Origin of the sequence: Niveibacterium sp. 24ML (genome assembly GCF_026586805.1) — a bacterium.
In the GTDB taxonomy this organism is placed as follows: Bacteria; Pseudomonadota; Gammaproteobacteria; order Burkholderiales; family Rhodocyclaceae; genus Niveibacterium.
In genome coordinates this window covers 231,110-243,146 of the sequence record NZ_JAPFHA010000005.1, presented here as the reverse complement: position 1 = coordinate 243,146, position 12,037 = coordinate 231,110, and the positions used below count along the sequence as shown (strand labels likewise).

Here is a 12,037-nt window from a genome sequence, read left to right as displayed (position 1 = left end):
GGTTCGGTCGGGGTGCGCCAGCTCGGCGCGATCATGATCTGCGCCCGCGCCAGGGGCGTCCCGGTCATCCACATCCGGCATGTGGCGAACGCGGCAAAGGGCATTTCGCCCTTCTTCAATGCGCGCACGAGTGGCGTGGCGATCCATCCGCGCGTGCTGGCAGCGGCGCCGGACGCGCGCAGGTGGTGGTGACTAAGGTGGCGATTCGCGGCAGGTCTTCCTGCCGCAGTGCAACATCCGAACCCCTTGGCGCAGGGGGTGTCCAAGCTTTGCATTCGGCAATTTTCTTGCCCACACCGGCCGTAAGGTCTTGAATTTCCGGGTGCAATGGCCGGTCTGGCGGGATAAAATGGCCGGCTTCCCCAGAAGCGTGCCGTGCCGCACACCAACAGGACCCCCGATGCAAGCCGCCCCCGAGTTCGTCCACGAGTCCCCCGCGCCCAACCGCCTGCGAGAGATCCCGTACAACTACACCTCGTTCTCCGATCGCGAGATCGTGATCCGCCTGCTGGGCGAAGAGATGTGGTCGGTACTTCAATCGCTTCGCGCCGAGCGCGTGACCGGCCGCTCTGCGCGCATGCTGTACGAGGTACTCGGCGACATCTGGGTGGTACAGCGCAACCCCTACCTCGAAGACGATCTGGTGGCCAGCCGCGAACGCCGCAATGCGCTGCTCGGCGCCCTGCGCCATCGCCTCGACGAAGTTGAAAAACGCCGCACCGCCACCGAAGGCGAAGACCCGGTTCGCGCCGGCACGGTTGCGCAGCTGGTGGCCGCCGCGAACAAGGCGGTGGATGCGTTCCAGCGCCACTTCGAAACCACTTACGACCTGCGCAAGCGTACCGAGAAGCTGCTCTCGAAGCACACCCGCCGCGACAACATCGCCTTCGACGGCATGGCGCGCGTTTCGCACGTCACCGACGCCACCGACTGGCGCGTCGAGTACCCCTTCGTCGTGCTCTACCCGGATACCGAGGAAGAAATCGGCCACCTGGTGCGCGGCTGCATCGAGCTGGGGCTGACGATCATCCCGCGTGGCGGCGGCACCGGCTACACCGGCGGCGCGGTGCCGCTGACGCCGTATTCGGCCGTGATCAACACCGAGAAGCTGATTGACCTGGGCAAGGTTGAACAACAGACCCTGCCGGGCGTCGATCGCCCCTACGCCACCATCACCACCGGCGCGGGCGTCGTCACCCGCCGCGTGATGGATGCGGCAGAAAGCGCCGGGTTGGCGTTTGCGTGCGACCCCACCTCGGCCGACGCCTCGTGCATCGGCGGCAACATCGCGATGAACGCCGGCGGCAAGAAAGCCGTGCTGTGGGGCACCGCGCTCGACAACCTGGCCTGGTGGAAGATGGTGATGCCGGACGGCAACTGGCTCGTCGTCGAACGCCTGAACCACAACCTGGGCAAGATCCACGATCAGGAAACCGTTCAGTTCCGCCTCAAGAAGTTTGACGAGAGCGGTAAGCGCCCGCTCGGCGAAGAAACCATCGAGATGAGCGGCGCGGCTTTCCGCAAGGTCGGGCTTGGCAAGGACGTCACCGACAAGTTCCTCGGCGGCGTACCGGGCGTGCAGAAGGAAGGCACCGACGGCATCATCACTTCGGCCTGCTGGATCCTGCACCGCATGCCGACGCATGTGCGCACCGTGTGCCTGGAGTTCTACGGCCAGGTACGTGAGGCGGTGCCTTCGATCGTCGAGATCAAGGACTACCTCGACAAAAAGCCGGGTGGCGTTCAGCTCGCCGGCCTGGAGCACCTTGACGAGCGTTACGTGAAGGCCGTGGGCTACGCGCCCAAGGCCAAGCGCCACGGCCGTCCGAAGATGGTGCTGATCGGCGACATCGTCGGCGACGACGAAAACGCGGTGATGCTCGCCACCTCTGAAGTGGTGCGCATCTGCAACGCACGCGGCGCCGAAGGCTTCATCGCGGTGACCGCCGAAACGCGCAAGAAATTCTGGCTCGACCGTTCGCGCACCGCCGCAATCGCGAAGCACACCAACGCCTTCAAGGTGAACGAAGACGTCGTGATTCCGCTCGATCGCATGGGCGACTACTGCGACGGCATCGAGCGCTTCAACATCGAACTCTCGATCCGCAACAAGCTGCGCCTGACCGATGCTTTAGCCGAGTTCCTGCATGGCGAACTGCCGCTGCATCGCGGTGAGGCCACAGTCGACGCCGAAGAGCTGATCGGCGACCGGCGTGCGCAGGCGCTCGAACTGCTCTCGAACGTGCGTGCGCGCTGGCAGTGGATCTTCGATAGCCTGGATACCCCGCTCGCCGATGCCGAGGCACGCTTTGCCGAGCTGGGCGTCGTCGCCGGCCCGCTCACCAACACGGCAACAAATCCGCGCCTCTTTCATCGCGTGCAGGACTATTCGGTGCGCATTTCGTGGAAGGCCGAACTGCAAGCGCAACTCGAAGACATCTTCGAAGGCAAGGTCTTCAATCCGCTGCGCGAGCGCATCGCCGCAATCCACAAGGATGTGCTGCGCAGCCGCGTCTTCGTCGCGCTGCACATGCACGCCGGCGACGGCAACGTGCACACCAACCTGCCGGTGAACTCCGACCACTACGAGATGCTGCAGGAAGCCAATGCCACCGTGGTGCGCATCATGGAACTGGCACGCAGCCTCGACGGCGTGATCTCGGGCGAGCACGGCATCGGCATCACGAAACTCGAATTCCTCACCGACGCCGAGATGGCGCCCTTCCGCGCCTACAAGCAGAAGGTGGACCCGGAAGGTCGCTTCAACAAGGGCAAGCTGATGCACGGCGGCGACCTCACGCACGCCTACACGCCCAGCTTCAACCTGATGGGGCACGAGTCGCTGATCATGCAGCAGAGCGACATCGGCTCGATCTCCGATTCGGTGAAGGACTGCCTGCGCTGTGGCAAGTGCAAGCCGGTGTGCACCACCCATGTGCCGCGCGCGAACCTGCTCTACTCGCCGCGCAACAAGATCCTCGCGACCTCGCTGCTGATCGAAGCCTTCCTCTACGAGGAGCAGACGCGGCGCGGCATCTCGATCCGTCACTGGGAAGAGTTCGAGGATGTCGCCGACCATTGCACCGTCTGCCACAAGTGCGTGACGCCCTGCCCGGTCGATATCGACTTCGGCGACGTGTCGATGAACATGCGCAACCTGCTGCGCAAGATGGGCAAGCAGAGTTTCAATCCGGCCAAGAAGCTGGGCATGGCCTTCCTCAACACGAAGAACCCGGAAACCATCAAGTTCCTGCGCAAGACCAGTATCGAGTGGGCCTACAAGGCGCAGCGCCTGGGTGTCGAGCTGCTCAAGCCGCTAGCGAAGGAGACCACGAAGCAACCGTCGTCGACCGTCGGCAAGGCGCCGATCAAGGCGCAGGTGATCCATTTCGTGAACAAGAAGATGCCGGGCAAGCTGCCGAACAAGACGGCCCGCGCACTGCTCGATATCGAAGACGCCGCCGTGGTGCCGGTGATTCGTGATCCGCACAAGACGCGGCCGGACTCCGAGGCGGTGTTCTACTTCCCCGGTTGCGGTTCCGAGCGCCTGTTTTCACAGGTCGGGCTCGCGACGCAGGCGATGCTCTACAACGTCGGCGTGCAGACAGTGCTACCGCCGGGTTACCTGTGCTGTGGCTACCCGCAGCGCGGCTCGGGCGACTACGACAAGGCCGACAAGATCACCACCGATAACCGGGTGCTCTTCCACCGCGTGGCGAACACGCTCAACTACCTCGACATCAAGACGGTGGTCGTGAGCTGCGGCACCTGCTACGACCAGCTGCAGATGTACGAGTTCGAGAAGATCTTCCCTGGCTGCCGGCTGATCGACATCCACGAATTCCTGCTCGAAAAAGGCGTCAAGCTCGAAGGCGTGAAGGGCGTGCGTTACATGTACCACGAGCCCTGCCACAACCCGATGAAGCAGCAGGATTCGGTGAAGACGGTGAACGCGCTGGTGCAGACCGCCGACGGCAGCAAGATCACGAAAAACGACCGCTGCTGCGGCGAAGCCGGCACCTTCGCGATCGCGCGGCCGGACATCGCCACCCAGGTGCGCTTCCGTAAGGAAGAAGAGATGCAGAAGAACGCCAGTGCGCTGCGTGCCGATGGCTTTGAAGGCGATCTGAAGATCCTCACCTCCTGCCCCGCCTGCCTGCAAGGCCTGCAGCGCTACAAGGACGACGTGAAGGGACTCGACGCCGACTACATCGTGATCGAGATGGCGCGCCACCTGCTGGGCGAAGACTGGATGGAACGCTACGTCGAAACCGCCAACAAGGGCGGCATCGAGCGCGTGCTGCTCTGAGGTTTCGCCAGATCGGATGACGTTCGGATGAGCACGAGCAAGGCCTAGTAGCGCGCCAAGCGCCGTTCACTGCACCTTGAAATCATCCGATTTCGCAGCGGCTGGGCTGCCAAGAAAGTCGACGTCGCCTGACGGCGACACCAAAAAACAAGGGGCCTTGCGGCCCCTTGTTCATTCACACCAAAGTGCGAAGGCTTACATCTTGGTGCGACGGCGAGCCATCACACTGATCATGCCCAGACCCGCCAGCAGCATGGCGTAGGTCTGGGGTTCCGGCACGGCCGGGACGTTGTAGGTATAACCCGATGCGGAGGTCAGATTAACACCGCTGCCGAGCGCAAAGTTCAGGTTCGCGGTGTGCGAGAAGTCCGCAACGCCACCGTTCCAAGCCGTGGCGGTGAGCGAGGCAACCAACTTGTACGTATTGCCGAACGTGAAGCTGAAATCGTTCTTGTACGCGTTGGAGAGCGTCAGCTCGCCGAGCTTGAAGGTGCGCTCATCATCGATCAGTGCTTGCTTGGCACCGGAGCCCAAGTCGTAGATCGACACGGTGTACTCGTACTTGGCCTTGCCTGCATCACCTGCATTGAGGCTGCCGGAAAGCGACGAGAGAAGGAAGCCTTCTGCGCTGCCAACACCGCCGGTGAAGGTGACATAGTCGGTGAAGCTGGCGTAGCCCTCAGCCTTGCTCTTGCCCGACACACCCTCGACTGCAGAAGTCGATGCAAAGGCCTTCAGCGCGCCACCAACGGCTTCAGCGCTCGCTTCGAAGCCGAAGCCACCGCTGCCGCCGTTCACATCAACCGCGGCACCCGTCGAGCTGCCAGTCGCGGCAGAACCCTTCGAGCTCACGCTGCCAGCGGTGTACTTGTAGTTGCCTTCAGCCGTGCTCGTGCCGGTGGCCGCCGGCAGCGCCCAGGCGCTCGACGCGGTTGCGGTGGCAACCAGTGCGACGAGCAGGGGGGAAATTTTCTTGGAAATCATCAAACTCTCCTTGATACACATGTGTAGCCACGGGGTAGTGTGGCAATCGTCACATATGCAATTTGCACGCCAATCTTGCCTTGCAATGTTTCGGGCTCATGAAATTGCTGCGGCGCACCTGCCGTGGCAAGGCCTGCAGGGAAGATGTTTCGAGATGTATTGGGGCTCGCCATGGTGCTGCGCGGCAAAATGCGTATGGCATTTCGTCGAGCTTGTAAGCAATTCCGACACCTGCTGTGTAATTGGTTTTTTCCTGCAGATTTTTCGCGCGCGCTTGGCGAAGCCCGGCCTCCTTCACCCGTTTTTCACGCGTCGCCAAAGGTGCCGGCGGGCACGTGTCGTCGCCAAGCTCCGACACCCTCACCCCATCCCGCAGCGCTTTGTCCTGTGCAGCAAACGGCATCGCGAACAACCGCCGGCAACTGCCGGTGGAAGCGGTGCCAAGCAAGTTGTCGCCCGGTAGCGACTCATCGGGCTTGCCCGCGCCGGCAATGGCAGCTCGCGACCAGGCGGAGCACTTCCACTCCACTGCGGATGACTCACCCTGTTGCGGCGGAGGCCCTGTACGGCGAGGCAGTGGTGTGGCACGCAAACCGTCAGCAGCAGAGATGCCCCCTCCGGCGTCTGCTACAAAACGATACGAAGCTGGTTCGCGCGATGCGGCGGGTGGTCTAGAGTCGCGCCTGAGGTCGTCGCAACCCGAACGGCCGCTCCCTTGGATCCGCTCCCACGAGGACTCGAATGAAAGTTTTCCGTCTGGCGCCGCTTGCGGCGCTTTTGCTGTGCACGGGCCTGTCCGCCGCGCCCCTCACCTCTGGCCTGGACAAAGCCGGTTTTGATCCCGCATCCCGCCCGCAGGACGATCTCTTCCGCGCAGCCAATGGCCGCTGGGTAGATACCACCGAGATCCCGGCCGACAAGGCCGACTACGGCACCTTCATCCAGTTGCGCGACAAGTCGGACAAAGAAGTCCGCGCGATCGTTGATGAATTGATTGCGAAGCCGCAAGCGGCTGGCAGTGTCGAGCAGAAGATTGCCGCCTTCTACGGCGCTTACATTGACACCGCTGCGATCGACAAAGCCGGCATGAAGCCGGTGAAAGAATTGCTGGCCGGTATCGATGCAATCAAGACGCGCCGTGACCTTGCCACCTGGATGGGCCAAGCCCAGGGCGCCATGGACACGCCGGTCAACCTCTGGGTCATGGCGGACTTCAAGGAGCCGACGATCAACCGCGCGCTGACCTGGCAAGGTGGCCTCGGCATGCCGGATCGCGACTACTACCTCAAAAATGACGAGCGCCTCGCCAAAGCGCGTGTCGCTTACGAACGTTACCTGAGCACCCTGGCACGCCTGTCCGGCGACAAGAACCCCAGCGCCACGGCCAAGCAGGTGCTCGCGCTGGAGCGCCGCATTGCGGCGGCACACTGGGACAAGGTTGAAAACCGCAATCCGGTCAAGCTCTACAACCCGATGAGCCCTGCAGAACTGGCCAAGACGGCACCGGGCATCGATTGGGCCGCCTTCCTGGGCGCGGCCGGCATTGGCGGGATTGAACGTCTGTCTGTCTCTCAGCCAAGCGCCACGATGGCGATTGCAAAGTTGCTCGGTGAGGTGCCGCTGCCCGAGTTGAAGCGCTACCTGAAGCTGCGCGCACTGGACGAGAACGCGGCGGTGTTGCCCAAGGCATTCCGTGATGCGCGCTTCGCCTTCCGCGGCACGGCGCTGACCGGTGCCAAGGAAGACATGCCGCGCTGGCAGAAGGGCATTGCCGAAGTCAATGGCGCGCTGGGCGAGGCGCTTGGGCAGGTCTACGTGGCCCGCCACTTCCCGCCCGCCTACAAGGCGCGGATGCAGGAACTGGTGGCCAACCTGATGAAGGCCTACGGCGACTCGATCGACGGTTTGAGCTGGATGACGCCCGCCACCAAGGCACAAGCGAAAACCAAACTCTCGAAGTACATGACCAAGATCGGCTACCCCGACACCTGGCGCGACTACAGCGCCCTGGTCGTGAAGGAGGGCGATGCCCTCGGGAATCGCGCACGCTCGGCCCGCTTCGAGTGGGATCGCCTGGCCGCCAAGGCGGGCAAGCCGGTCGATCGCAGCGAGTGGGCGATGACGCCCCAAACGGTGAATGCGTACTACAACCCATCGCTGAACGAGATCGTCTTCCCGGCGGCAATCCTGCAACCGCCCTTCTTCGACATGGGCGCCGACGACGCGGTGAATTACGGCGCCATCGGCGCGGTGATCGGCCACGAGATCAGCCATGGCTTCGATGACCAGGGCAGTCAGTTCGACGGCGACGGGAAGCTGAGCAACTGGTGGTCGGACGAAGACCGCAAGGCATTCGAAGCGCTTGGCGCAAAGCTGATTGCCCAGTACGAAAGCTATGAACCGCTTCCCGGCAAGCACCTCAACGGCAAATTGACCCTGGGTGAGAACATCGCAGACCTCTCGGGCCTGCAGATCGCGTACAAGGCCTACAAACTCTCTCTGGCCGGCAAGGAAGCGCCGGTCATCGACGGTTACACCGGCGAACAGCGCTTCTTCCTGGGTTGGTCGCAAGCCTGGCGCGAGAAGGCACGCGAAGAACGGATCCTGCAGTTGATCACCATCGATCCCCATTCGCCGCCCAAGTTCCGCGCCAATGGTGCGGCCGTCAACCACGACGGCTTCCACTCGGCCTTCGGCACCCAAGCGGGCGACGGCATGTTCAAGCCCGGCAGCGAACGCATCCGGATCTGGTAAGCAGATCGGTTGCTGCAGCTACAACGGCCACCTTCGGGTGGCCGTTGGCATTTCGGGCGGCCCACATGAGGCGCGCGCGGCTGGCACCTACTTCATCGCGGCAACCGATTCACGCAGAAACATCTGGAAGGCCTCCGCTACCGGTGAGAGGCGCTTCTCACGGCGGCTGACCAGGAACCAGCGCGACATGATCGGAAAGCCCTCGACCGGCAAGAGCACCAGACCATCGTGCGCCGGGTCGCGGTCAAGCGCGTGCCGCGACACCACGGCAACCCCGTAGCCCCCCGCCACCGCCTGCTTGATCGCCTCATTACTGCCCAGCGCCATCCGCACCGAGGGCACGAATTCACGTGCCACGAAGGCACGCTCACAACTGATACGGGTGCCGGAGCCTGGCTCGCGCAAAATGAAGCGCTCGGCACGCAGGGCATCCAGCTCTACCGGCTGCGGCGCGCTGGCCAGTGGGTGCCCGAGCGGCGCGATCAAGACCAGGGGATTGTCGAGCAGGGCCTCGGTCTGCAGATCAAGGTGCTCGGGCGGCGTGGTCATGATGACCAGATCGTCCAGGTTCTGCTCGAGCCGGCCAACGATGCGATCGCGGTTCGCGACTTCAAGCGACACCTCGACGCCCGGATAGCGGTCGCTGAAGGGGCCGAGCAGGCGCGGAATGAAGTACTTGGCGGTGCTCACCACCGCGAGCCGCAGGCGCCCGCGCGTCAGCCCACGCAGCGCGTCGACCTCCATCTCGAAGCCATCCCAGCGCTCGAACAAGTCGCGGCAGGTCTCGGCCAGGCGCTGGCCGGCGTCGGTCAAATGAAGGCGCCGCCCCATCACCTCGTAGAGTGGCAAGCCGACGTGATCGGACAACTGCTTGAGCTGCATCGATACCGTGGGCTGGGTCACGTGTTGTGAGATCGCCGCAGCCGAGATCGATCCCGTTTCGGCCACCGCGAGGAAGAGGCGCAACTGTCGAAGCGTCGCATGAATAGACATCGCACTATGGCTTGCATCAGAGAAATCGATTTTTCATGATGCCATCCTTTGCCTAAGATCGCAGCCACTTGCGAACCAGGCCTTCGAACATGTCCGCCTTGCAGAATCTGCTTGACCCCGCGATCCTCTTTTTTGTCTTCGGCATCATTGCTGGCGCGCTGCGCTCCAACCTCGAGATCCCGCCGGCGATTGCGAAGTTCCTTTCGCTCTACCTGCTGATGTCGGTGGGCTTGAAGGGCGGCTTTGCCCTGGCCAAGAGCGGCCTCGGTCCGGATGTGCTGATCGCGCTTGGCGCGGCCCTGCTGCTGGCGCTGGTGATCCCGGCCATCGGCTACATGCTGCTTGCCCGGCTGGTTTCGCGCTACGACGCGGCGGCGATCGCGGCGACTTACGGCTCGGTCAGCGCGGTTACCTTCATCGCCGCGACGCAGTTCCTCTCGCGCAACGACATCGACTTCGGCGGCCACATGGCGGTCGCGCTGACGCTGATGGAAACGCCGGCGATCATCATGGCGGTGGCGCTCGCGGCCCATGTGCGGCGCGTCGAGGGCAAGGCCGACGCAAGCGCCCATGCGCACACGCCGGGCGGGCTGCTGCGTGAGGCATTGACCGACGGAAACCAGATGCTGCTGCTGGGTAGCCTGGCAATCGGCGTGCTGACAGGCGAAAGCGGCAAGGCCGTCATGGAGCCTTTCTCGGGCAACCTGTTCAAGGGCATGCTCGCCTTGTTCCTGATGGACATGGGCCTCACTGTGGCGCGCAACCTGGGCGGCCTGCGGGGCACCTCACCCCTGCTGATCGCCTACGGGCTGTTGAGCCCGCTTGCGCACGCCGGGCTCGCCATCGGCCTGGCCGCGCTGCTGGGATTGCCGGCGGGCGATGCCATCCTGCTCGCCGTGCTCGCGGCAAGTGCCTCCTACATCGTGGTACCGGCGGTCGTTCGCGAGGCCATCCCTGAAGCGCGGCCCGGGCTCTACTTTGGCATGGCGCTTGGGCTGACCTTTCCGTTCAACATCCTGATCGGAATCCCGCTCTACACCGCTGTGGTCAACCGGGTCTGGACATGATTGGGACCCGCATCGCGAGCCGGTGGCAGGGCCAGACCCTCGTCATCCCGACCCTGCACCGCAAGGGCCTGGCCATCGGGGCCGCGCTCGGCCCCGCCTTGGGCGTCGAGATCAAGGAGCTGCCGATCGATACCGACCGCTTCGGCACCTTCAGCATGACCGTGCCGCGCCCCGAGGGCGCACTTGCCGCGCTCTCGGCGAAGGTCAGTGCCGCCCTCAAGGCGCACGCGGATGTGCAGATCGTCGTCGCATCCGAAGGCAGCTTCGGCCCGCACCCGTCGATTCCCTGGCTCTCGGTCAATCTTGAATACCTGCGCTGGCACGAGGCCCGCAGCGGCTTCGAACTCACCGTCAGCAGCATCAGCCTGCGCCCGATGCACCTCACGCAGCGCCTCACCCGTCTCTCTGAGCTCGACGGGCTACTCGAGCGCTTCCGCTTCCCGGCGCACGGCCTGATGGTTGCAGCACCCGAGTCACTGATCTCGGCGCACACCGCCATCACCAACACCCAGGCGCTGCGCGATGCGGTGGCGATTACGCTCAAGCGGCACGGTGCGGCCGAACTGCGCAGCGAGCTGCGGGCACACCTGAATCCAACCCGGATGCGGCATATTGAACGCGCCGCATGGCGGCTCGCCAATCGCCTGCGCTCGGCGTGCCCGGCCTGTGCCGCGCCCGGATTTGGCGAGCCCGTTCCAATGCGCGGGCGCCCTTGCGCTGCGTGTGGCTTTCCAAGCTCTGAGTCCCTCGGGCGGCGCTGGCGCTGCCTCTGCTGCGCACATCAGATCGACCGCTTGATTCCAGGCTACGCCAGCCCACTGCGCTGCCCCCTGTGCAATCCCTGAACCGGCAGATCGGTCGATGGTAAGGTGTGCGGACTCCGCCACTGGATCTGCCATGACACCCGAAAGCCTCCACCCGTATGCACGGCTGACACCCGATACCCTGCTCGATGCGGTGGAGTCGGTTGGACTGCGTGCCGACGGCCGACTTCAGGCGCTCAACAGCTACGAGAACCGGGTCTGGCAGGTGTGGATCGAAGATGCCGGGCCCTTGGTCGCCAAGTTCTACCGCCCCGGGCGCTGGAGCGATGCGCAGATCCTGGAGGAGCACGCGTTCTCGGCCGAGTTGGCGGAAGCCGAAATCCCGGTCGTCGCGCCCCTGGTGTTTGACGGCCACACCCTGTTCACCCATGGCGGTTTTCGCTTCGCGCTATTCCCCCGGCGGGGCGGGCGCTCGCCCGAGCTGGACGACCCGAAGGTGCTCGAATGGATCGGCCGCTTCATCGGCCGCATCCACGCGCGGGGCACCACCCGGCGCTTCGAACACCGCCCCGCGCTGGACATTGCCAGTTTCGGCGCCGCACCGCGGGACTGGATCGCTGCACATCAATGCGTTCCGAGTGATTTGCTCGACAGCTGGAACACGACCGTCGCTCACGCCTTGGCGGGGGTCCAACGCTGTTACGACCGAGCGGGCGGCATTGCAAGCCAGCGCATCCACGGTGATTGCCATTCGAGCAACATCCTGTGGACCGACGCGGGGCCGCACTTCGTTGACTTCGACGACGCCCGTAGCGGCCCGGCCATTCAGGATCTCTGGATGCTGCTGTCGGGCGAGCGTGAATCGCAGCAAAGACAACTGTGCGACTTGCTGGCCGGCTACGAGGACTTCGCCGATCTCGATCGTCGCGAGTTGCATCTGATCGAAGCGCTGCGCACGCTCAGGCTGCTCCACTACGCAGCCTGGATTGCCAGCCGTTGGGACGACCCCGCCTTCCCGGCCGCCTTCCCCTGGTTTGCCACGCCGCGCTGGTGGCAAGACCAGATCCTCGCCTTGCGCGAACAGATTGCGCTGATGGATGAAGGACCGCTGGTGGTCTGACGCCCGCCGGTGGCACGCGCAGGCATGCCTGCGCTGTTGCACCGAC

9 protein-coding genes are annotated in these 12,037 nt (G+C 64.1%); 6 read left to right on the top strand and 3 right to left on the bottom strand.

Going from position 1 to position 12,037, the window contains the following annotated elements; all coding sequences use genetic code 11:
* Positions 1 to 33 precede the first annotated feature (33 nt).
* Both OPU71_RS06685 and OPU71_RS06680 read left to right on the top strand, forming a co-directional pair.
* A complete protein-coding gene (locus OPU71_RS06685) occupies positions 34 to 192 on the top strand; it encodes a hypothetical protein (RefSeq protein ID WP_267726432.1) in 159 nt (52 codons plus the stop codon).
* 208 nt (positions 193 to 400) lie between these two features.
* Entirely contained in the window at positions 401 to 4,309 is a 3,909-nt protein-coding gene (locus OPU71_RS06680; RefSeq protein WP_267726431.1) for a DUF3683 domain-containing protein, read from the top strand.
* A 195-nt stretch (positions 4,310 to 4,504) separates the two neighbouring features.
* Here OPU71_RS06680 and OPU71_RS06675 read toward each other — a convergent pair whose 3' ends face one another.
* Both OPU71_RS06675 and OPU71_RS06670 read right to left on the bottom strand, forming a co-directional pair.
* On the bottom strand, positions 4,505 to 5,293 hold the full coding sequence (locus tag OPU71_RS06675) for a PEP-CTERM sorting domain-containing protein (RefSeq protein ID WP_267726429.1): 789 nt from the start codon (positions 5,291 to 5,293) through the stop codon (positions 4,505 to 4,507).
* Between the two features lie 49 nt (positions 5,294 to 5,342).
* Positions 5,343 to 5,822, bottom strand: coding sequence for a hypothetical protein (locus tag OPU71_RS06670; protein ID WP_267726427.1), 480 nt, complete (start codon positions 5,820 to 5,822; stop codon positions 5,343 to 5,345).
* A 212-nt stretch (positions 5,823 to 6,034) separates the two neighbouring features.
* On the opposite strand from OPU71_RS06670, the gene OPU71_RS06665 reads away from it, so the two are divergent.
* Positions 6,035 to 8,047, top strand: coding sequence for a M13 family metallopeptidase (locus OPU71_RS06665; RefSeq protein ID WP_267726425.1), 2,013 nt, complete (start codon positions 6,035 to 6,037; stop codon positions 8,045 to 8,047).
* Positions 8,048 to 8,134: 87 nt separating this feature from the next.
* On the opposite strand, the gene OPU71_RS06660 is transcribed toward OPU71_RS06665, so the two are convergent.
* A complete protein-coding gene (locus OPU71_RS06660) occupies positions 8,135 to 9,040 on the bottom strand; it encodes a LysR family transcriptional regulator (RefSeq protein WP_267726423.1) in 906 nt (301 codons plus the stop codon).
* 89 nt (positions 9,041 to 9,129) lie between these two features.
* On the opposite strand from OPU71_RS06660, the gene OPU71_RS06655 reads away from it, so the two are divergent.
* From OPU71_RS06655 to OPU71_RS06645, 3 genes are read left to right on the top strand one after another with little or no spacing between them, the layout of a single operon-like run.
* Positions 9,130 to 10,107 carry a sodium-dependent bicarbonate transport family permease gene (locus OPU71_RS06655; RefSeq protein WP_267726421.1) on the top strand — a complete coding sequence of 326 codons (978 nt, stop codon included), beginning with the start codon at positions 9,130 to 9,132 and terminating at the stop codon, positions 10,105 to 10,107.
* A complete protein-coding gene (locus OPU71_RS06650) occupies positions 10,104 to 10,952 on the top strand; it encodes a DUF6671 family protein (RefSeq protein ID WP_267726419.1) in 849 nt (282 codons plus the stop codon). Before OPU71_RS06655 ends, OPU71_RS06650 begins: the two co-directional genes overlap by 4 nt.
* 52 nt (positions 10,953 to 11,004) lie before the next feature.
* Positions 11,005 to 11,991 (top strand): serine/threonine protein kinase, encoded by a 987-nt coding sequence (locus OPU71_RS06645; protein ID WP_267726417.1) that lies wholly within the window; start codon positions 11,005 to 11,007, stop codon positions 11,989 to 11,991.
* The last annotated feature ends 46 nt before the right edge of the window (positions 11,992 to 12,037 follow it).

Excerpts from the sequence above, each read along its gene's own strand:
- OPU71_RS06665 (WP_267726425.1), top strand. The coding sequence starts at position 6,035 with ATGAAAGTTTTCCGTCTGGCGCCGCTTGCGGCGCTTTTGCTGTGCACG.
- OPU71_RS06680 (WP_267726431.1), top strand. The coding sequence starts at position 401 with ATGCAAGCCGCCCCCGAGTTCGTCCACGAGTCCCCCGCGCCCAACCGC.
- OPU71_RS06655 (WP_267726421.1), top strand. The coding sequence starts at position 9,130 with ATGTCCGCCTTGCAGAATCTGCTTGACCCCGCGATCCTCTTTTTTGTC.
- OPU71_RS06645 (WP_267726417.1), top strand. The coding sequence starts at position 11,005 with ATGACACCCGAAAGCCTCCACCCGTATGCACGGCTGACACCCGATACC.
- OPU71_RS06685 (WP_267726432.1), top strand. The coding sequence starts at position 34 with ATGATCTGCGCCCGCGCCAGGGGCGTCCCGGTCATCCACATCCGGCAT.
- OPU71_RS06650 (WP_267726419.1), top strand. The coding sequence starts at position 10,104 with ATGATTGGGACCCGCATCGCGAGCCGGTGGCAGGGCCAGACCCTCGTC.
- OPU71_RS06675 (WP_267726429.1), bottom strand. The coding sequence starts at position 5,293 with ATGATTTCCAAGAAAATTTCCCCCCTGCTCGTCGCACTGGTTGCCACC.
- OPU71_RS06660 (WP_267726423.1), bottom strand. The coding sequence starts at position 9,040 with ATGTCTATTCATGCGACGCTTCGACAGTTGCGCCTCTTCCTCGCGGTG.